Genomic DNA, 20,520 nt, shown 5'->3' on the forward strand with positions numbered 1-20,520 from the left:
GGAAGATCCGGACGGCCGAATGCGTTGGAAAAGGTGTAGTTGCAACGCCGAACGACGGAGGTACGAACTCATGGCTCAGATCACCGGTCCGCTGTCCGGCGCCGCGCGCGACACCGTCGCCGAAGCCCTCCAGGGCGCGCTCGTCGACCTCATCGACCTGTCGCTGGTGGCCAAGCAGGCCCACTGGAACGTCGTCGGACCGCACTTCCGCCCGCTGCACCTGCAGCTCGACGAGCTGACCGCGGTGGTCAGGGAGCACGCCGACACCATCGCCGAGCGCGCGGTGGCGCTGGGCGTCAACCCGGACGGGCGGTCGGCGACGGTGGCCGAGTCCACCCGCATCCGCCAGCCGGAGCACGGCTGGCTGGAGGACGGCAAGGTCGTGGTGACCATCACCGAGATCCTGGAAGGCGTCTCGCAGCGCATGCGCGAGCGCATCGAGGCCACCGACGAGCCGGACCCGGTCAGCCAGGACCTGCTCATCGCGGTCGCCCAGGAGATCGACAAGCAGCACTGGATGTTCCAGGCCCAGCGCTGACGCGCTGCGACGACGAGCCGGGGTCGTGAGCCCCGGCTTTCGCGCGTCTACAGCAGTTCGGCCGCCAGCCGGGCGATCAGCGGCCGGGTGGCCAGGAACTGCCGCAGCTCCTCCTCGCCCTGGAGCCCGGCCTCCAGCAGCGCGCGCACCCAGGTGTCGCCGTCGCCCCGCTGGGCCGCCGCCTCCAGCCGGTCGAGCAGCGTCGCGCCGGGATGGGACTCGCGGGTCAGCGTCGACAGCAGGTGCGGCCAGCGGATGGTGAGCGCCGCCAGCTTGGCGACCTCGGCGTCGCTCGCCCGGGGCCGCCCCGACTGCGCCCGGCGGTAGGTGACGAAGGAGTAGAACCGGAAGACGTTGAGGTAGCGCTTGACCTCGCGTGGATTGCGCAGGCCCAGCGCGGGCAGCGCCGCCTCGATCGCCCGGCAGGCGTTCTCGTCGCGGTAGAGGTCGGCGAAGACGCGGTCGGCGGCCACCCGGGCCGGCTCGGTCAGCCGCCCGTTGCGCCCGGCGAAGCCGAGCGAGGCCTGGGCGCGCTCGGCCGCCTCGTCCAGGCCGTCGACCGAGGGCCGCTGCTCGCGGATCAGCCGCTCCAGCTCCTCCACGATGCCCGGGTCGGCGACGGTCCGGCCCGCGGCGAGCTTGCCGCGCGCGACCTGCGCCGGCACGGCCGCCCGTGGCGGGGGCGCGAGCGCTGGGGCGTCCAGGGGCTCCTCCGGGACGCCGAGCAGGGCGCGCACGTACGCCGGCAGCCGCTCCTCGTCGTCCAGCAGGGGCACGCTCAGCGGAAGCTGGACGATCTTCTCCAGGAAGCGCCAGCCGATGCTCTCGGTCAGGAGCTGCCGGTAGGCCACCTGGACGTGCGCGGCGACCATCTCCGGCTCCATGGCCAGCACGAAGACGCAGTTGGGGAACTCGCCGGCCAGGAACAGGTTGATCGCCTCGATGACCTGGGCGACGGTGCTGGAGGAGCAGCGGTCCAGGTCGTCCACGAAGACCACCAGGGGCCGTTCCTCGGTCGCCACCAGCCCGAGCACCCGGCGCATGTCGGTCTGCACCAGGTGCAGGAAGCCGGCCTTGTCGCCGTAGGCGTGCTCGGGCAGCACGCCGCTCTGCAGGAAGGGGTCGGGCTGGTTGACCAGGGTGCCGAACGCCCCGCCCGCGCCCTCGGCGAAGAAGCGGCCCAGCCGTACGGTCCCCGCCGCGAGCGAGGCCAGGCAGCCCGCCGAGGCGATGGCCGCGGCGGCGTCCGACAGCCAGGGCAGCATCGAGGAGGCCGCCCAGGCGGCCCCGGCCAGCACGAGGGTGAAGACCAGGCCGAGCGCGACCGGCAGGAGCCGGGTGAAGGCCAGCCGGTACAGCCGCCGCCGCACCGCCTCCCGGTCGATGCGCGACAGGTTGAGCTCCAGCCAGAAGCGCTCGCGGTCGGTGCGCGACATCCGGCCGGTGATCTGGCTGATCAGCTCGTGCGCCAGCCCGGCCCAGACCTGCTCGCCGTTCTGGTACATCCAGGGGTTGAACCACACCGTCGGCCGCCAGCCCGAGCCGGCCACCGCCTCGGCCCGCTCGTACGGCACGCCGCCCTCGCGCAACCGCCCCAGCACCTCGGCGTTGGTCACCTCGGTGGCGGCCGCGGCCAGCTTGAGCGTGGCGGCCGAGCCGGGGTCGAGCAGCTCGCGCACCATCCGCATCAGCGAGGTCTTGCCCGCCCCCCACGGCCCCTTGATGCCGATGGTCAGCGGCGGCGCGGTGTCCGGGTGGCGGATGAAGGCGGCGATGGCCTCGGCGTAGACCCGGTGGCCGAGCCGGTCGTCGAGGGTCCACCGGTCGGGCGTGAGCCGGGTGCGCGGCGGGGCCGGCCGGGCGTGCGCCTTCTGCCGCCGCAGCAGGCCGGAGACCAGGGCGGCCTCGGCGGCGTCGAGCAGGGCGAGGCCCGCCTCGCGCACCGCCGGGTGCGCCGGGCCGGTCAGCCCCCACGCCTCCAGCTCGGCGTAGCCGCCCGGGCAGCCGAGCAGGGCGGCGGCCTCGCGGGTGAGCTCGCCCGGCAGCAGCCCGGCCCGGCGCAGCAGGCACTGCGCCTCCGAGCCGAGGTGCAGGTCGTAGAGCCGGGCCACGATCTCGCCAGCGGTGCCGGGCACCTCCTCGCCCGCCTCGGCCAGCTTCCGCGCCGCCGTGTCGAGGCTCGCGCCGGCGCGGCCGGGGTCGCTGCGGCCGTCGCGCACCTCGACCTCCTCGATGTCGCCGTGGCTGAACAACATCGGCGACAGGTCGGAGCCGAGCCGCTCGAAGTGCCGCCGGGCCAGGCCGTACAGCTCCTGGACGGTGAGCGGCCCGCCGGCGGCGAGCAGGCCGTCGGCGAGGACGCCGGTCAGCGAGGGGGCCGCGCCGGGCGGTTGCGGCCCGCCGGGCGCGGCCGACAGCGAGGCGGTCAGGGCCGCGGCGGCGACCGGCGGGTCGCCGGGCACGTTGAGCCGGGCCGCGCCGCCGGGGTCGGCGGGGTCGCTGCGCACGATCCACCCGAAGTCGACCACGAGCAGCAGCGCGGTGGCCCCGGAGGCGGCCACCTCCCGGCCGAAGTCCATGATCAGCTTGGTGAACGCGGTCGGTCCCCAGCCGGCCCCGGACGGCCAGCGGATCAGCAGCAGCTCGCCCGGTTCCGCGGCGGCCAGGAAGCGGTCGAGCACGGGCCGGGGGTCCTCGCCCGGGTCGATGGTCACCTCGAAACCGGACACGCGCAGGGCGTGGGCGAACCGGGCCGCCTCGCCGTCGAGGAACACCAGCGCCCGGCGCGAGGCGATCCGGGGGGCCAGCTTCACAGCCGCAGTCATGAGCGAGGAATGTGCCGAATCGCAGCGGGCAGCGGCGTAGCGTTTGCAGAGAGTTTGACGTCGCCCGGCAGCTTCATTCATCTCGTTCAGGTCGGATGGTCCCCATGTTGCGCAGAACTCTCCTCCGCAATGGTGCCCTCGCCGCGCTCACCGGCTCCCTCTGGCGGTGCGAGGCGGCCGGCCGGCCCCTGACGCCCGCCGAAGGACCGGGGCGGCCCCTGGTCTCCGCCGCCCCGGCCACCTACGGCCCGCTCCAGGCGCCGAACGCCGACGGGCTGGCGCTGCCGGCGGGCTTCACCGGCCGGGTGATCGCGCGCACCGGACGCCGGGTGGCGGGCCTGGCCTGGCACCCCGCGCCCGACGGCGGCGCGTGCTTCCCCGACGGCGAGGGCTGGATCTACGTCTCCAACTCCGAGGTGCCCCTCGTGGGCGGCGCCTCGGCGCTGCGCTTCGCCGCCGACGGCACCGTCCGCGACGCCTACCGGATCCTGTCCGGCTCCACGCTCAACTGCGCCGGCGGCGCGACGCCCTGGAACACCTGGCTGTCGTGCGAGGAGACGCCCCGCGGCCGGGTCTTCGAGTGCGACCCCTTCGGCGAGCGCTCGGCCCGTCCCCGGCTGGCGATGGGCCGCTTCCAGCACGAGGCCGCCGCCTGCGACCCGGAGAACGAGGTCGTCTACCTCACCGAGGACGAGCCGGACGGCTGCTTCTACCGGTTCCGCCCGACCGACTGGGGCGACCTGACCGAGGGCCGGCTGGAGGTGCTCTGCGGCACCGGCGACCGGGTGACCTGGAAGCGGGTGCCGCAACCGGCCGCCCTGATCAAGGCCACCCGCCACCAGGTCCCCGAGGCCACCCGCTTCGCCGGGGGAGAGGGCTGCCACTACGCCGCCGGGGTGTGCTACTTCACCACCAAGCACGACAACAAGGTGTGGGCCTACGACGCCCGCGCCGGCGCCCTGCGCGTGCTGTACGACGCCAAGGCCCCGCTCAGCGGCGTGGACAACCTCACCGGCGCGGCCACCGGCGACCTGTACGTCGCCGAGGACGGCGGCAACATGGAGATCAACCTGATCACCCCGCAGCGCACCGTCGAGCCGTTCCTGCGCCTGGACGGCCACGCGCGCTCCGAGATCACCGGGCCGGCCTTCTCGCCGGACGGGCGGCGGCTGTACTTCTCCTCCCAGCGGGGCCGCACCGGCGCGCGGGCCGGGACCGACGGCCACACCTTCGAGGTGACCGGCCCGTTCCGCTAGCGCTTCAGTTCCATGCTCCAGAACTGCTCGACCACCGGGACGCCGTTCTCCACGCCCTGGTTCTGCGACTCCAGCTCGAACCCGGCCGCCTGGTAGATGCGGCGGGCGCCGGCCAGGCAGTCGCGCGTCCACAGCATCACCCGCCGGTAGCCGCGCTCGCGGGTGTGCCGCAGGCACTCCTCGACCAGCCGCCCGCCCAGGCCCAGCCCGCGCGCCGACGGCTCCACCAGCAGCATGCGCAGTTGCGCGGTGTCGGGGTCGCGGTGGTAGCAGAACACGCAGCCGACCCGCCGCCCGCCGGCCTCGGCGATCCACCCGGCGTCCTCGTCCGGGTCGAACTCCGCGCAGATGCCCGCCACGGTCTTCTCGAAGGCCATGCCCCAGCCCTGCTCGGCCGCGTACAGCTCGCCGTGCCGCTGCACCACCCAGCCCAGGTCGCCCGTCCTCGGCGCCCTGATCACGTACGGCTCGCGCCGCCCGCCGGGCTCCAGCGCCCCGCGGATCGCCGCCATGCCCTCGACCAGGCGGTCCTGGCCGTCCGGCGGCAGGCTCGCGAGCATCTCGGCGACCTGCTGCGCCGAGCGGCGGTCGAGCTCGCCGAAGTAGTCGGACCCGGCGGGGGTCAGCCGCAGCACGTGCTTGCGCGCGTCGGCGGCCGAACGTTCCTTGGTCACCAGGCCGGCCGTCTCGAACCGGGTCAGGATGCGGCTGAGGTAGCCCGCGTCCAGCCCGAGCAGCCGGCGCAGCTCACCGGTCTCCAGCTCGCCCGCCGCGGCCACCTCGAACAGCACCCTGACCTCGGTCAGCGAGTAGGGCGAGTCGAGCAGGCCGCTCTGCAGCAGCCCGCTGATCCGGGTGTAGAAGCGGTTGAACGCCCGGACCTCGCCAACCCTTGCTTCTGTCAACGAATCCATTGCCATAGTCAAGCATGAGAGGATGCGGTTTGTGAAGCACCTCTACCTAGGCGGGTACGGCCCCGCGATCCGCACGCTGAGCGAGACGCCGGCCCCGCTGGCCGAGGCCGCCGCCCCCGCCTCCTCGTTCCTGGCCCTCCACCCCGGCCTCGGCGTGCTCTACGCCGTCGGCGAGCAGGAGCAGGGGGTGCTGCGCGCCTTCACCCGCGACGGCGCCCGGCTCAGCCCCCTGGACGAGCGGCCCACCGAGGGCTCCCACCCCTGCCACCTCGCCGTCCACCCCGGCGGGCGGGTGCTGGCCGTGGCCAACTACGGCGACGGCACGGTCAGCCTGCACCACCTCGCCGCCGACGGCCGCTTCACCGGCGACCCGATCGTGCTCACCCACCGGGGCCGCGGGCCGGTCGCCGACCGGCAGGAGGGCTCGCACGCGCACCAGACCGTCTTCCACGACGACGTGCTGTACGTCAGCGACCTGGGCACCGACGAGATCCGCCGCTACACCCCGGCCGGGGAGAGCCTCGACCCGGTACGGCTCGCGCCCGGGACCGGCCCGCGGCACCTGTTCTTCGCCGGCGGCGTGTGCTTCCTCGCCGGTGAGCTCGACGCCCGCGTGCACGCCTACGACGCGGCCACCTGGGAGCTGCTCGGCTCCGTGCCGGCCAGCGGGCACGACGGGGTCAACTACCCCTCCCACCTGGAGGTCGCCGGGGACCTGGTGTACGTGGCCAACCGGGGGCCCAACACCGTGTCGGTCTTCACGCGCTCGCTCGAACCGGTCGCCGAGGTGCCGGCCGAAGGGGACTGGCCGCGGCACTTCGCCCTCGACGGGGACCGGATCTTCGTCGCCAACCAGAACTCCGGGACGCTGGCCGTACTGACGCTCAAGGACGGGATCCCCGCGTCGGCCGGGCAGTCGCTCGCGGCCGAGGGCGTGGCCTGCGTCCTGATCGGCTGACCGGCTGACCGGCTGATTGGCTGATTGGCTCGGCCGCGTGCGCCGGCACAGGTAAGGCCATGGCCCGGGCAGGGTCGTGCCAAGGCGGCGGCCCGCGGCCAGGACGCGCGTGAGGATGCGGGCGTGCGTCCCGCCCTGCTACTGTCCCTGGTGTTGCTCGCCGCCCTGCCCGCCGCGGGCTGCTCGGCCGTCGTCCCCACCGCCCCGGTCGCGCCGGACCGGCCCCGCCCGCCGGTGCGCGAGGCGGCGCCGCCGGAGGTCGTCGCCGAGTCCGCCTGGCGGCTGACCCGGCCGGGCGGCATCGAAGGCTACGCCGACCACGTCAGCGTCCTGCCCGGCGAGCGCTTCGCCCTGCGGGTCTCCACCCGCGCGCCGAGCTTCACCGCGACCGCCTTCCGCATGGGCGGCCGGGTGACCCGGGTCTGGCGCTCCGGCCCGGTGCCCGCGGTACGGCAGGCGCCCGCCCGGCTGAGCGGCGGCATGGTGAGCGCGGCCCACTGGAAGCCGTCGCTCACCGTGGACACCACCGGCTGGCCCGAGGGCGCCTACCTGGTCCGGCTGGAGTCGGCCAAGGGCCAGTCGTTCGTGCCGATCACCGTGCGCTCGGCCGTCACGCGCGGCCGGGTCGTGATGATCAACGCGGTGACCACCTGGCAGGCCTACAACCTGTGGGGCGGCCGGAGCCTGTACAAGGGGCCCGGCGGGTTCGGGGACCGCTCCCCGGCCGTCACCTTCGACCGGCCCTACGACCGCTCCGGCGCCCGGCTCTTCCTCGACTTCGAGCGGGACGCCATCGCCCTGGCCGAGGCCGAAGGCGTGCCCGTGGCCTACCTGACCGACCTCGACCTGGTCCCCGGCAGTCTGGACGGCGCCACCGCGGTCGTCTCGCTCGGCCACGACGAGTACTGGTCGCCGGTCATGCGCTCCACCGTCACCAAGGCCCGTGACCGCGGCACCCACCTGGCCTTCCTCGGCGCCAACGCGGTCTACTGGCGGATCGCGGTGCGGGGGCGGGTGGTGGAGTGCGACAAGGCCGTCCGGTGCCGGCTGTGGCGCTCGGTCAAGCCGGAGAGCTCGCTGGTGGGGCAGATGTACGACTGCTTCCCGGCCGAGGCGGCCTACGTCGTCAAGCGGCCCCGGCACTGGCTCTTCGAGGGCACCAAGGGCACCCGTTTCCCCGGCCTGGCCGGGGTCGAGACCGACAAGGTGTCCCCCGGCTCGCCGCCGGGGGTGGAGATCCTCGCCGAGTCGCCGGTCAACTGCGGCGGCCGTAGGACGGTCGCGCACTCCACCCTCTACACCGCGCCCAGCGGGGCCATGGTCTTCGCCTCGGGGACGATGCGCTGGGTCTGCGGGCTGCGCGGCGCGGCCTGCGGCCACGGGGTGACCGCCGCCGCGGCCGCCTTCACCCGCCGCGCCACCGTCAACCTGCTGCGCCGCTTCACCGATCCCGCGTGAGAGCGGGAACGGGGATCAGGAGGGGTCGCTGAGCCGGCGGATGACCTCGGCCAGCTCCCGCTGGATCTCCTTCTCCGCGGCCGCTCGGGTCACGCCGAGCTCCTCCAGCGCCACGACGCCGGGCACCCCGTCACCGAGGTGCAGCACCCCGAGCAGCAGGTGCTCGGTCCCGATGTAGTTGTGCCCGAGGCGCAGCGCGTGCCGCATGGACAGCTCCAGCGCCTTCTTGCTCTGCGCCGCGAACGGCAGCTGCGCCGACAGCCCCTCGGCCGTCCCCGGCCGCAGGCAGTTGGTGACGACCTGCCGTACCAGCTCGTCCGGCGCGCCCAGCGTGGCCATCACCCGGGCGGCGATCCCCTCCGGCTCGGCCAGCAGGCCCAGGATGAGGTGCTCGGGCTCGATGTGCCCGTGCCCCGAGGCCCGCGCCTCCTCCTGGGCCTGCACGACCACGTGCCGGGCCCGGTCGGTGAAGCGCGAGTAGGTCTGCAGCTCGTCGGCGAGCGAGGCGCCCTCCTTGGGCACGAACCGCTTCTGCGCCGCCTGCTTGGTCACGCCCATGCTGCGCCCGATGTCGGTCCAGGACGCGCCCGCGTGCCGGGCCTGGTCGACGAAGTGCCCGATCAGGTGATCGGCCACCTCGCCGAGGTGTTCCCCGAGGGACACGGCGTCGGACAACTGGCTGAGGGGGTCGGTTCCACGCCTTTTGATCGCCTGGATGAGGTCGTCCAGTTTCACGTTGGCTTCCATGCGTCAACCATAGGTTGACGATCGCTGGATCGTCAACCGCGAGTTGACGCTGGACGGCGGCGCGGACGGCCAGGATGATGCGGGGGTGGATGGACGACGGGTGGCGATCCTGGCGACCGCAGGAGTGGTGGCCGTGCTCGCGGTCGTGCTCACCGTGCTGCGCTGGGACGACGCGGACAAGATCGCGACCGGGCTGTCCGCGCTGGCCGGCGTGGCGGCGGTGGGGGTCGCGGTGTGGGCGGGGCTGCCCCGGCGCGACCAGGCCGCGACGCGCGGCAAGGCCGTGCACGTTCGCAAGACGGGCAACGCGACCGCCACCGGCCCCGGGGCCTTGGCGAACACCGGGCTGACCGCGTCCGGGACCGCGCTGCCGGACGATATCCGGGTGACGGACACCGGAGACGCCGAGGCCTCCGACGGCGGGGAAGCCGGCACCGGCGCCCGGCTGGACTGAGTGAGGACGCACCCGAGGAGGGGAACGCGTGACCGCTGAACCTCCTCCGCAGAAGGTGACGGTCAAGAACACCGGCGACGCGTACGCCGATCGCGGTGGCATAGCCGTATCCGGGGCGGCGCACATCTACCAGTCCCCGCCGCCCAGACCCGCCCGCTCGGCCTACCCCTTCCAGGTCAAGCAGCTCTTCCCCGGCGAGCTCATCGGACGTGAGGCCGAACTGGCCGAGCTGGCCCGGTTCTGCACCGCGCCGGAAGGCCCGTCCTACGCCTGGTGGCAGGGCCCGGCCTGGGCGGGCAAGTCGGCGCTGATGGCCTGGTTCGTGCAGCACCCTCCGGCCGGGGTCAAGATCGTGTCCTTCTTCGTCACCGCCCGCCTGCCCGGCAACAGCGACCGGGCCGGCTTCCTGCCGGTGGTGGTCGAGCAGCTCGCCGAGCTCGCCGGGGAGCCGATGCCTGCCCCGCTGTCGGAGGCGATGTGGGTGGGGCAGCTCAACCAGGCCCTGGACGAGGCCGCGGCGGCCTGCTCGCAGTCGGGACACCGGCTCGTCCTCGTGGTCGACGGCCTGGACGAGGACCGGGGCGTGACCGCCGGCGCCGACGCCTACAGCATCGCCGCCCTGCTCCCGGCGAGCCTGCCGCCCGGCGTGCGGGTGGTGGTGGCCGGACGGCCGAGCCCGCCCGTGCCGCAGGACGTGCCCGCCTGGCATCCGCTGCGCGATCCAGGGATCGTCCGGCCGCTGAGCACCTCGGCCGAGGCGAGGGCCGTCCGGGACGACGCCGAGCGCGAGCTGTGGCGGCTGCTCGACACCGACGGGCCCGAGCACGACCTCGTCGGCCTGGTCGCGACCGCGGGCGGCGGCCTGAGCAGCCGCGATCTGGCGGAGCTGGCCGACCTGTCGGAGCCGGTCGTCCGCCGGCGCCTGCGCGCGGTGGCGGGCCGTACCTTCCAGAGCCGGACCGGCCGCTGGGTGCCCGCCGAGGTCTACACCCTCGCCCACGAGGAACTGCAGCAGGCCGCCCTCGCCAACCTCAGCGCGGCCGAACAGGCCCGCTACCGCGAGCTCCTGCACGCCTGGGCCGACCGGCACCGCGAGCTTGGCTGGCCGGAAGGCACCCCGGAGTACCTGCTGCGCGGCTACTTCCGGCTCCTGCACAGCCAGGGCGATCTGCCGCGCATGGTGACCTACGCGACCGACGGCGCCAGGCTCGACCGGATGCTCGACGTCAGCGGCGGTGACGCCGTCGCCTACGCCGACCTCGCCCTGGCCCAGAGCTTCGTGTGCGCCCAGGAGGACCCGGACGTCGCGGCGGCGCTCGACCTGGCCGCCGCCCGGCGCCGCCTCTACGGGCGCAGCGCCGGCCTGCCGCCTCGCCTCCCGCTGATCTGGGCCGCCGCCGGCCACCTGACCCGCGCGGAGACCCTCGCCCGCTCGCTCATCCCGATGCACCAGTACGACGACCCCGTCAGGCAGGCGTACGGCGAGCTGTCGGAGGCGCTGGCGGAGAGCGGCGACCTCGGCACCGCCGAGGAGTTCGCCTGGCGGGAGCGGAGAGCAGGACCGGAACTGATCAAGGCGCTCGTCGCGGCCGGAGCGTACGAACGCGCCGAGGCGCTGGTCGCCACCCCCTTCGGCGCGCTACGGCACCTCCGCCTGGCCCTGGGCGAGGCGTTCCTGGCCGCCGGCGAGCTGGACCGCGCGGGCGCGGCCCTGCGCTCGATCGCCGACCGGGACCCGGACGCGCCCGCTTCGGCGCTGCTGGTCGACGAGGGCGGGTTGGCGATGCCGGCGCTGACCGGCCTGGCCCGCGCGCTGCGGGCCGCCGGGCGGGCGGAGGAGGCCCGCGAACTGGCCCGCTGGGCGGCCGCCTACCTCACCACGCGGCCGGAGGACCAGATCCGCGAGGAGGAGAGCGCCGAGCGGATCGGCCTGCTGGCCGACCTCGCCGAAGCGCTGCTGGCCGGGGGAGAGCCGGAACAGGCGCGGCGGCTCGCCGGCCGGATCGAGGCGCTCGGCCGCGGGGCCTACCTGCGGATCTCCGCGCTGGCGCGGCTCCTGCCGCTCCAGCACGCGCTCGGCGACGCCGAGGAGGTCGCGCGGATCAGGTTCGAGGCCGCCGAGACCTATGCCGACGGCTTCCTGTACGCCTGGGTGGCGCCCGCGCTCAACCAGCTGATGCGCGCCCTGATCGGCCTGGGCGACCCGGCGGGCGCCCGGCGGCTCATCGCACCCGCCCTGGAGGGCGCGCTGGCCAACCTGCGGGAGGGCGACCCGATGCGCGGGCCCGGCCCGCTGCTCGACCTGATGCGGGTCCTGGCCGACCTGGGCGAGAACGAGCGGCTGCGCGATCTGCCCGCCCTGGTCGAGGAACCGGCCCATCTCGACGAGGTCCGGATCGTCCTGGCCGAGATCCACCTCGCGAACGGCGAGTACGCGGAGGCGTGCGCCGCCGGACGGGCCGTCGCCGGCGCGCGGCGACGGGACGACGCGCTGCACTGGCTCACCTACCGGCTGATCGACGAGGCGGAGCCCGGCCTGGCGGAATCGGTCTTCCGCGAGCTCGCCGACCCCGCCCGGCGCGGCGACGCACTCCTCCCGCTCGCCAAGGCGCTCGTTTCGGCGGGCGCCGCCGACCGCGCCGCCGCGCTGCTCGAGCCGGAACCGCCGGGTGTGCGGGTCGCGCTGCTCCTGGACCTGGCGAAGCAGATTCCGGAGGAACACCGCCGGGCTTGGGCGGAACGGGCGCTGGCCGTGCTGGAGGAGTCGGCCGAGCAGTGGGACGAGGCCGCCCTGCTGGCCGCCCGCGCCGAGGCGCTCGTGCACGCCGGTGACACCGAGGCCGCCCGCCGTACCGCCGAACAGGCAGAGGACCTGCTGGCGGCCTCCGAGGGAAGCCCATGGGCGCGCGGTGTCGACACGGCCACGCTGATGCCCGTCTGGCACGCGCTCGGCGAACCCGACCGGGCCGCCGCCTGCGGGCGGCTCGCCGGGGAGCTCGGCGACGCGCTCGACCACCCGGCCGAGCGCGGCGACCTGTTCGAGACGCTGGCCGGGGTGCTCGATCAACTGGGGCTGGCGGAGGAGGCCGCGGCGGTCGCGGCGAAGATCCCCGACCCCGGCACGCGCAGCGCGACGTTGAGCCGGCTGTACGGCGAGGCCGTCCTGTCGGGGATCGACGAGCGGGTCATCGCCGTCACCCAGCCGGCCTTCGACGCGGCCTACGACATCCCCGACCCCCGCGAGCAGACCGCGGCGCTGGCCGGACTGGCCGCGCGGATGCGGGACGCCGGGTGGCTGGGGGACGCGGCCGTCGTGGCCAACGCCATCGGCGGCGCCGCCGACCGGGCGAGGGCGCTGATCGGGATCATGGGGCCGATGGCGGAGGCCGACGACCCGGAGGCCTTCCAGGCGCTGGCCGAGGCGGCCGAGAGCGCCGCCGGCTCGATCCTCGACCCGGAGGTGCTGGCGCGGGCCGAGATCCGGACGGCGCTGCTCTGGGCGGCGGCCGGTGACCGGGACGAGGCGCTCGCGCACGCCGGGCCCGCCTTCTGGACCACCGGCCTGGTCGCCGGCCTCTGGGACCGCCTCTGGTTGACCACCGACCTTGCGCGGGTTCATCACGAGCTCGGTGACCCGGAGGCCGCTCGCGCCTGTGCCGAGGAGGTCGAGGGCTTCGCCCTGGCCTACCTGCGGGCCGACCTCCTGCTGGGCCTCCAGTCGAGCGTCGCCCAGGCCTGGCTGGCCGCCGGCCTGCCCGACCGCGCCGAGGCGTCCTTGAGGATCTTGGCCGAAGCCGTCAGCGCGGCTGCCGGGGAACCTGGAGGGGAGGGCACCCAGGACACGGCCGGGGAGGCCGCTGGGCACGCCGCTGATCCGGTCGCTACAGACGTGGCAGCCGACGTGGACGGCGGCATGGACGGCGGCATGGACGGCGACGCGGATACCGATGCGGATGAGGGCGTGGACGCCGACGTGGTCGACGACCTGGTGGGGGCCTTCGTGGCCGCGGGGGAGTGGGCGCGGGCCGAACGGATCGCGTCACTGTTCCCAGAGTCGGAAGGCAGGTCGGCTGCTCGGGAGGACCTGGCGCTGGGGTGGCTGTCGGCGGGCGAACCGGACCGTGCGGCAGAGATCGTCCCACCACACAGCCTCGCGGCCGTCAAGATCGCCCGCGCCCTTGCCGCAGCGGAGAAGCCGCCACCCCGCATCGAGCCCACCCCAACCCCTCACACCGCGATCCCGGGTTCCGCGATCCCGGGTTCCGCGATCCCGGGTTCCGCGGTGCCGAGCGGTGCGGTGCCGGGCGGTGCGCTGACGGTCGGTGCGGTGGCGGGTGGGGCGGTGGCGGGTTCCCCGGTGCCGGGTGGTGGGGTGCCGGGTGGGGCGAGGGTAGGTGGGGCGCGGGCCTTGGCCGAGCGGGCGGAAGCGGCCGCACAACGTATGTCGAACGACGCGCCGTACAGTGGTCTGCAGCCCCGGGCCGAGGCGCTCATCTGGTCGGTCCGGGTCTGGGCGGCGGCGGGGGACCTCGACCACGCTGCCCGGCTGGCCCGGACCGTGGAGTCGGCGCTGCTGGCCCGGCTGACCACCGGCGGGGGAGACCCGGCCGCCATCCACACCTTCTACGCGCTGATCCGGGTCGGCGCGCTGGAGCGGGCGGAACGGCTGGCCGAGACCGGCATCGTGGGCGACACCGACCGTATCCAGGCCCTGACCATGCTGGCGCAGGCCCACGCCGCCGCCGGGGACTTCGCCCGGGCCCGTACCTTCGCCGAGGCCGCCGAGACCACCTTCGAGCAGCTGAGGACGGAACCAGGCGGACACTGGTCCGCCATGCCGCCACCCGTCCGCGCCTCGATCGAACAGATGGTCCGAGGATGGCTCGCCCTCGCCTCCGCCGCGGCCACCACCTCCACCCCTTCCAGCGCGACCACCGCCTCCATCCCTTCCAGCGCGGCCACCGCCTCCATCCCTTCCAGCGCGGCCACCGCCTCCATCCCTTCCAGCGCGGCCACCGCCTCCATCCCTTCCAGCGCGGCCACCGCCTCCGCCGCCACCCCCGCCACAGCCTCCGCCAATCCCCCGGCCTCCGCTACCCCCGCCACCGGCCCCGCCATCCCCACCACCGCCCCCGCCATCCCCACCACCGGCCCCGCCATCCCCACCACCGGCCCCGCCATCCCCGCCACCGGCCCCGCCATCCCCACCACCGACCCCGCCACCCCCACCACCGCAGACGGAGACCGCCTTCCCGAGCTCGCCCCGGCCGAGGATCGCCGTGGAGACCGGGCTTGCGGTGATAAGGACCTTGCCGGCGGAGTCGGGGCTGGCGGTGATCGTGACGGCAGCGGTGAGGGTGGCGAGGAGTCCGGGCCCGGGCCGCTTGGGGCGGGGCTGGAGGCGGTGGTGGGTGAGCTTGCCCCCGCGGTTGCGGTGGCTGCGGCGGTGCTGGACGAGGGGCGTCGGGTTCGAGCTCGCGCGCGGAGTGTCGAAGAATTGCTGGACGACGGGGACCTGGTGGGGGCGGAGGCGCTGGTGCTGGGGATGGCGGCCGATGAGCAGGCCGTCCATCTGGTTCGTCTGCTGGAGGGGTGGGCGGGCGCGGGTGAGCGGGAGCGGGCCCGGGCGGTCGGGGAGGCGGCCTTCGACTCCGGCACGGAGGTTCGCAGGTGGCTGGTGAACGAGGCCATGGACGCGGGCGACCAGGCACGGGCGCGTGCGCTGGCCGAACGGGTGGCGGGTGGTACCGGGGAGACTGCCTGGGAGAGTGCCCCCGACGCGTTGCAGGAGTTGTTCGAGACGTGGCTGCGGGTCGGGGACCTGGAGCGGGCGGAGGCGGTCGCGCGGGGGCGGTACGGACGCGACGCGGTGGTGCCGGCGTTGTGCGAGCTGGCCGTTGCCCGGCGCCAGAGGGGTGAGGCGGCGGCGGCTCTCGGCCTGCTCGCCGAGGTGGCGGCGCTGGTGGATGCGCTGCCGTACGGTCGGAGCCGAGACGAGGCCCGGCGGTCGTTGGCCGGGGCGTGGGCCTCGGTCGGGGACTTCGGCAAGGCCCAGGCCGTCGCCGAGGCGATGGACGGGCCTCCCGAGCGGGCCTCCGCCCTGGCGGAGCTGGCGAGGAAGGCCCCTGCTCCGCTCTCGGCCCGCCTGCTGTGCCTGGCCCTGGCTCAGCACGCCGACCACACGGGTCTCCTGCACGTCGTCACCGACCTCGCCCCCGAAGCCCTGCACGCTGCCCGCCACCTCTGACCGGAGGAAGGCCCAGAACCCGGGCCTACCCAGCCCGCCCCCGCTCGCCCGCCGCCCAAGTGCGCCCGCCCAACCGTGGCCCGTCCTGGCCTGGCCTGGCCCGCGCTGGCCTGGCTCGCCCGAGCCCGGACGGCGGGCCCCGGACGGGGGGCGCCGGACGGGGGGCGCCGGACGGGGGGCGCCGGACGGGGGCGCCGGACGGGGGCGCCGGACGGGGGGCGCCGGACGGGGGCGCCGGAGGGGGCGCCGGACTGCCGGGCCCCAGCCTGGCTGGCCCCAGCCTGGCCGGCCCCAGCCTGGCCGGCCCCAGCCTGGCCGGCCCCACCCCGGCTCACCCCAGCCTTGCCGCCCCCGCACCCCTAACGACTGGACGGCCCGAGGGTCCGGTCCGGCGGGAAGGACGGCGGGTGCCGGGCGGAAGGGTGCGGGGCGGGCGGGTGGCGGGACGAGAGGACGAGAGGACGGGAAGTCGGGAGGGTGGCTGGGCAGGTGGGTGGCGGGGTGGGAGGGCGGCCGGTCGGGCCGAGGGGTGGGCGGGTGGCTGGGCAGATGGGTTGGGAGGGCGGCTGGGCACGTGGGTGGCGGAGTGGGAGGGCGGCCGGTCGGGCCGAGGGGTGGACGGGGCGAGGGGTGGGTGGGGTCGGTTGCGCGTAGGGGTCAGTTGCGGGTGGTGGCGAGGCGGACGGCGTGGCGCCAGCGGTCGTAGCCCGACTCGTCCCGCGCGCCGGGTTCGAAGCGGCGGTCCAGGCGCCACGTCTTGCGCAGTTCGTCCGGGGACGACCACACCCCGGCCCCCAACCCGGCCAGGAAGGCGGCGCCCAGGGCGGTGGTCTCCTGGATCTCGGGCCGCTCGACCGGCACGCCGAGCTCGTCGGCCTGGATCTGCATGAGCAGGTCGTTGGCGCTGGCCCCGCCGTCGGCCTTGAGGGTGGAGATGGCCGGCATGGCCGACACCACGTCTCGCACCTCGTAGGCGATGGCCTCCAGGGTGGCCCGGACGAGGTGGGCGCGGGTGGCGCCCCGGGTGAGGCCGGTGATCAGCCCGCGCGCCTCGGGGTCCCAGTGCGGCGCGCCCAGGCCGGTGAGGGCGGGCACGAAGACGACGCCGCCGCTGTCGGGGACGGTCCGGGCGATCGCCTCGGACTCGCGGGCGCTGCCGAGCAGGCCGAGCCCGTCGCGCAGCCACTGGATGGCCGCGCCGGTGACGAAGATCGAGCCCTCCAGGGCGAAGGTGCGCTCGCCGGAGGGGGTCTGCCAGGCGACCGTGGTGAGCAGCCCGCCCTCGGGCCGGACGATCTCCTGGCCGGTGTTGACCAGCAGGAAGGAGCCGGTGCCGTAGGTGCACTTGACGTCGCCGGGTGAGAAGCAGGTCTGGCCGAACAACGCCGCCTGCTGGTCGCCGGCCAGGCCGGTGATGGGCAGGTCGAGGCCCAGGAAGGCCTCGGGCGCGGTGCGGCCGACCGGGCCGTGGTTCGGGACGATCTCCGGCAGGGCCGACGCCGGCACGCCGAACAGCTCGCACATCCGCTCGTCCCAGGTGCCGGAGGCCAGGCCGTACAGCAGGGTGCGCGAGGCGTTGGACGGGTCGGTCACGTGCCGCGCGCCCGCGGTGAGCCGGGCGATGAGGTAGGAGTCGACCGTGCCGATCGCGGTGCGACCGGCGCGCACGCCCGCCCAGACCTCCGGCTCGTGCTCGGCCAGCCAGGCCAGCTTGGTGCCGGTGAAATAGGGGTCGAGCCGCAGCCCGGTCACTTCGGAGACGAGCGGCTCGTGCTCGCGCAGGCGGTCGCAGACCTCGGCGGTGCGCCGGTCCTGCCACACGATGGCGCGGCGCGGCGCGGCCAGGCTGCGCCGGTCCCACAACACGGCCGTCTCACGCTGGTTGGTCAGCCCCAGGCACTCGGGCCGCTCGCCGTACGCCTCCAGAGCGGTACGGCAGGCGGCGAGGGTGGCCTGCCAGATCTCCTCAGGAGCGTGCTCGACCCATCCCGGACGGGGGAAATGCTGGGCGAACTCCTCATAACCCCGGGCGGCCACCCGGCCCTCGCCGGTCACGATGAGTGCGGTCACCCCGGTGGTCCCCGCGTCCACGGCCAAAACGCTCACGGAAACGCCCTCCTTATGACACCTTTGGTCTAGACCAATGCCCGGACCCGCGGGCACAATGCGATTCTGGTTCGTGAACCCCATCGGGAGGAACCCCGCGATGCGTATCGGAGTGCTCACCGGAGGCGGCGACTGCCCCGGTCTCAATGCTGTGATCAGGGCTGTCGTGCGCAAGGGGGTGAGCGTTTACGGCCACGAGTTCGTCGGATTCCGTGACGGCTGGCGCGGGCCGCTCGAAGGCGACACCATGCCGCTGGACATCCAGGCGGTCCGCGGCATCCTGCCGCGCGGCGGGACCATCCTGGGCTCGTCCCGCACCAACCCGATCAAGATCGGGGGCGGGGTCGACCGGATCAAGGACAACCTGGCGGCCACGGGCGTCGACGCGCTGATCGCGATCGGCGGCGAGGACACCCTGGGTGTCGCCCGCCAGTTGTCGGAGCGCGGTGTCAACGTCGTCGGCGTGCCCAAGACGATCGACAACGACCTGTCCGGCACCGACTACACCTTCGGCTTCGACACCGCGGTCAACATCGCCACCGAGGCGATCGACCGCCTGCACACCACCGCGGAGTCGCACCACCGGGCGCTGATCTGCGAGGTCATGGGCCGGCACGCGGGCTGGATCGCGCTGCACGCGGGCCTGGCCGGCGGCGCCAACGTCATCCTGATCCCGGAGAAGCCGTTCGACATCGACCTGGTCTGCGAGTACGTCGAGTCGCGCTTCCGCACCCGCTACTCGCCGATCATCGTGGTCGCCGAGGGCGCGCACCCGATCGAGGGCACGATGGCGGTGCAGACCGGCGAGCTCGACGCCTTCGGCCACGTCCGGCTCGGCGGCATCGGCGAGGTGCTGGCCAAGGAGATCGAGAAGCGCACCGGCAAGGAGGCCCGCACCACCGTGCTCGGCCACATCCAGCGCGGTGGCACCCCGACCGCCTTCGACCGGGTCCTGGCCACCCGCTTCGGGCTCCAGGCCATCGACGCCGCGCACGACGGCGACTTCGGCAAGATGGTCGCGCTCCGCGGCACCGACATCGTGCGGGTCGGCCTGGACGAGGCGACCGCCGAGCTCAAGACCGTGCCGCCGGCGCGGTACGCCGAAGCCGAGGTCTTCTTCGGATAGAGGCTTGCAGGCGGGCTGCAAGCGGCCCGCCGTAGTTTTTCGCACGTAGCGGGGTTCGCCTCGCGCAACCCCTCCAAGTACGGCTTGCGCCACCATCGGCGGCCCACCACCGGCGCAAGCCGTACTGCTATTTCCGCGCCTTTTCCGGCTAGGCCTGGAAAAGGTTGCCGCTTTCGCGGCCGTCGTCGCGCCGGGCGAGCCGCGCGCGAAACTCCTCGTCGCCGCGGAGCTCTTTTTCCGACGGCGACAGCAGTACGGTCAGCAGCAATCCGACGGTGATCATGCTGATGCCCACGATGAGCGGGAGCAGGAAGTCGATCGCCCGGGCGCCGTGCAGGACGGCCGGTTCCGACAAGAGGTGCACCGACATGGCGAACATGCCGGTGTAGTGCATCCCGCAGACCGCGACGCCCATGATCAGCGCGGCTCCGCCGATGGCGAGCGCGCCGCGCACCCGCACGGTGAACCAGAGCGCGACCGTGGCCGCGACCACCGCGATGGCCACCGAAAGCCCGACGACGAGCGGGTCGTAGCTGACGTGCGCGGACATGTTCATGGCGTGCATGCCCAGGTAGTGCATGCCGGCCACGCCCAGGCCGGCCAGGGCACCGCCGGGCAGCAGGTAGGCCGCGCGGGTGCCGCCGTGGCCGACCAGGAACAGCCCCGCGCCGACCACCAGCACCGCCAGGACGGCGGAGCCGATGGTCAGCGGGACGTCGTAGCGGATGGCGGTCCCCGCGACGTCGAAGCCCATCATGGCGATGAAGTGCATGACCCAGATGCCGGTGCCGCCGATGGAGACGGCGGCGCCCACGAGCCACCAGCGGGCCTCGCGCACGCTCATCAGCCGGGCGCGCGAGGTGAGCAGAAGGCCGAGCATCGAGCCGGCGCTGGACATGAGATAGGCGAGGGCGGGCGTGAGCCAGCCATAGGAGAAATGATCAATGGCGGACATGCGGGGATTCCCTTGAAGGTTGAATTCAAGGGAGTATTCCCGACCAATGGCAAAAGTGGCAACTTACCAGCGGGGGAGCGTCCCCACGCGGCGGGCCTGAAGCCTTCGCAACAGTTCCTCGTCTTCGCGTTGTTCCCGTTCTGACGGGGAAAGGATGGCCATCAGCAACATTGTCAGGGTGGCAAGGCTGACCAAGGTCATCAAAGGCACGAGGAAGTCGAGCGCGTCGGCGCCGGCGACGTGGCCGGGCATCGCGTGCGGGGTCACGATCATCGCGAACATGCCGGTGTAGTGCATGCCGCAGACCGCGACGCCCATGATCAGCGCGGCCACGGTGATCCAGACCGGGCGCTTGACCCGCAGGGTGAACCAGAGCGCGACCGTCGCGGCGACCACCGCGATGCCGACCGACAGCCCGACGACCAGGGGGTCGTAGCTGACGTGGGCGGACATGTTCATGGCGTACATGCCCAGGTAGTGCATGCCGGCCACGCCCAGGCCGGTGAGCAGGCCGCCGCCGAGCAGGGCCAGGACCCGGCCGCCGCCCAGGGTGACCAGGAACAGCCCCGCGCTGACCACGGTGATCGCCACCACCGCGGACAGGATGGTCAGCGGCACGTCGTAGCGGATGACCGTCCCGGCGACGTCGAAGCCCATCATGGCGATGAAGTGCATGACCCAGATGCCGGTGCCGCCGATGGAGACCGCGGCGCCGGCCAGCCACCGCCCGCGTGAGGCGCCGCTGCTCCGGTGGGCCTGGGCGGTCAGGCGAAGGCCGAGCATCGAGCCGACACAGGACATGACGTAGGCGAGGACCGGGGTGGTCGCGCCGTGGATGAAATGATTAACCATGTCACCTCTTGCTATGTGGCACTGACTAGTGATCTTTCCGGATTTTGGCAGAAATGAGGGACGGGTCGCATGGATACCTCGACT

13 protein-coding genes are annotated in these 20,520 nt (G+C 74.2%); 7 read left to right on the forward strand and 6 right to left on the reverse strand.

Annotated features, from left to right (window positions below):
* Nucleotides 1-70: 70 nt before the first annotated feature.
* On the forward strand, nt 71-538 hold the full coding sequence (locus tag AB0I67_RS17310; RefSeq protein ID WP_357924146.1) for a DNA starvation/stationary phase protection protein: 468 nt from the start codon (nt 71-73) through the stop codon (nt 536-538).
* Between the two features lie 47 nt (nt 539-585).
* On the opposite strand, the gene AB0I67_RS17315 is transcribed toward AB0I67_RS17310, so the two are convergent.
* Complete coding sequence (locus AB0I67_RS17315) at nt 586-3,363, reverse strand: P-loop NTPase fold protein (RefSeq protein ID WP_357924147.1); 2,778 nt, start codon at nt 3,361-3,363, stop codon at nt 586-588.
* A 104-nt stretch (nt 3,364-3,467) separates the two neighbouring features.
* Here AB0I67_RS17315 and AB0I67_RS17320 point away from each other — a divergent pair, with 104 nt between their 5' ends.
* The gene (locus tag AB0I67_RS17320; RefSeq protein ID WP_357924149.1) at nt 3,468-4,619 is read left to right on the forward strand and encodes an alkaline phosphatase PhoX; all 1,152 of its coding nucleotides are present in this window, start codon (nt 3,468-3,470) and stop codon (nt 4,617-4,619) included.
* Here the strand turns inward: AB0I67_RS17320 and AB0I67_RS17325 are convergent.
* A complete protein-coding gene (locus AB0I67_RS17325; protein ID WP_357924151.1) occupies nt 4,616-5,533 on the reverse strand; it encodes a helix-turn-helix domain-containing GNAT family N-acetyltransferase in 918 nt (305 codons plus the stop codon). The two genes, AB0I67_RS17320 and AB0I67_RS17325, sit on opposite strands and share 4 nt — an antisense overlap.
* 22 nt (nt 5,534-5,555) lie before the next feature.
* On the opposite strand from AB0I67_RS17325, the gene AB0I67_RS17330 reads away from it, so the two are divergent.
* Nucleotides 5,556-6,491 carry a beta-propeller fold lactonase family protein gene (locus AB0I67_RS17330; RefSeq protein WP_357924153.1) on the forward strand — a complete coding sequence of 312 codons (936 nt, stop codon included), beginning with the start codon at nt 5,556-5,558 and terminating at the stop codon, nt 6,489-6,491.
* Between the two features lie 123 nt (nt 6,492-6,614).
* On the forward strand, nt 6,615-7,949 hold the full coding sequence (locus tag AB0I67_RS17335; protein ID WP_357924155.1) for a N,N-dimethylformamidase beta subunit family domain-containing protein: 1,335 nt from the start codon (nt 6,615-6,617) through the stop codon (nt 7,947-7,949).
* Between the two features lie 15 nt (nt 7,950-7,964).
* Here the strand turns inward: AB0I67_RS17335 and AB0I67_RS17340 are convergent, their stop codons facing one another.
* Complete coding sequence (locus AB0I67_RS17340) at nt 7,965-8,696, reverse strand: Clp protease N-terminal domain-containing protein (protein ID WP_357924157.1); 732 nt, start codon at nt 8,694-8,696, stop codon at nt 7,965-7,967.
* Between the two features lie 85 nt (nt 8,697-8,781).
* Here AB0I67_RS17340 and AB0I67_RS17345 point away from each other — a divergent pair, with 85 nt between their 5' ends.
* Both AB0I67_RS17345 and AB0I67_RS17350 read left to right on the forward strand, forming a co-directional pair.
* Complete coding sequence (locus AB0I67_RS17345) at nt 8,782-9,150, forward strand: hypothetical protein (protein ID WP_357924158.1); 369 nt, start codon at nt 8,782-8,784, stop codon at nt 9,148-9,150.
* A gap of 28 nt (nt 9,151-9,178) precedes the next feature.
* Entirely contained in the window at nt 9,179-15,397 is a 6,219-nt protein-coding gene (locus AB0I67_RS17350; RefSeq protein ID WP_357924160.1) for a hypothetical protein, read from the forward strand.
* A 657-nt stretch (nt 15,398-16,054) separates the two neighbouring features.
* On the opposite strand, the gene AB0I67_RS17355 is transcribed toward AB0I67_RS17350, so the two are convergent.
* Nucleotides 16,055-17,503: a glycerol kinase gene (locus AB0I67_RS17355; RefSeq protein ID WP_357924162.1), complete on the reverse strand. Its 1,449-nt coding sequence runs from the start codon at nt 17,501-17,503 to the stop codon at nt 16,055-16,057.
* A 100-nt stretch (nt 17,504-17,603) separates the two neighbouring features.
* Between AB0I67_RS17355 and AB0I67_RS17360 the strand changes: the two genes are divergently transcribed.
* On the forward strand, nt 17,604-18,629 hold the full coding sequence (locus AB0I67_RS17360) for a 6-phosphofructokinase (RefSeq protein ID WP_357924164.1): 1,026 nt from the start codon (nt 17,604-17,606) through the stop codon (nt 18,627-18,629).
* Between the two features lie 148 nt (nt 18,630-18,777).
* On the opposite strand, the gene AB0I67_RS17365 is transcribed toward AB0I67_RS17360, so the two are convergent.
* On the reverse strand, nt 18,778-19,584 hold the full coding sequence (locus AB0I67_RS17365; protein ID WP_357924166.1) for an MHYT domain-containing protein: 807 nt from the start codon (nt 19,582-19,584) through the stop codon (nt 18,778-18,780).
* Between the two features lie 63 nt (nt 19,585-19,647).
* Nucleotides 19,648-20,436: an MHYT domain-containing protein gene (locus AB0I67_RS17370; RefSeq protein ID WP_357924167.1), complete on the reverse strand. Its 789-nt coding sequence runs from the start codon at nt 20,434-20,436 to the stop codon at nt 19,648-19,650.
* Between the last annotated feature and the right edge of the window lie 84 nt (nt 20,437-20,520).

Source organism: Nonomuraea sp. NPDC050310 (assembly GCF_040655795.1).
In the GTDB taxonomy this organism is placed as follows: Bacteria; Actinomycetota; Actinomycetes; order Streptosporangiales; family Streptosporangiaceae; genus Nonomuraea.

Excerpts from the sequence above, each read along its gene's own strand:
- AB0I67_RS17310 (WP_357924146.1), top strand. The coding sequence starts at position 71 with ATGGCTCAGATCACCGGTCCGCTGTCCGGCGCCGCGCGCGACACCGTC.
- AB0I67_RS17315 (WP_357924147.1), bottom strand. The coding sequence starts at position 3,363 with ATGACTGCGGCTGTGAAGCTGGCCCCCCGGATCGCCTCGCGCCGGGCG.
- AB0I67_RS17320 (WP_357924149.1), top strand. The coding sequence starts at position 3,468 with ATGTTGCGCAGAACTCTCCTCCGCAATGGTGCCCTCGCCGCGCTCACC.
- AB0I67_RS17325 (WP_357924151.1), bottom strand. The coding sequence starts at position 5,533 with ATGGATTCGTTGACAGAAGCAAGGGTTGGCGAGGTCCGGGCGTTCAAC.
- AB0I67_RS17330 (WP_357924153.1), top strand. The coding sequence starts at position 5,556 with ATGCGGTTTGTGAAGCACCTCTACCTAGGCGGGTACGGCCCCGCGATC.
- AB0I67_RS17340 (WP_357924157.1), bottom strand. The coding sequence starts at position 8,696 with ATGGAAGCCAACGTGAAACTGGACGACCTCATCCAGGCGATCAAAAGG.
- AB0I67_RS17360 (WP_357924164.1), top strand. The coding sequence starts at position 17,604 with ATGCGTATCGGAGTGCTCACCGGAGGCGGCGACTGCCCCGGTCTCAAT.
- AB0I67_RS17365 (WP_357924166.1), bottom strand. The coding sequence starts at position 19,584 with ATGTCCGCCATTGATCATTTCTCCTATGGCTGGCTCACGCCCGCCCTC.
- AB0I67_RS17370 (WP_357924167.1), bottom strand. The coding sequence starts at position 20,436 with ATGGTTAATCATTTCATCCACGGCGCGACCACCCCGGTCCTCGCCTAC.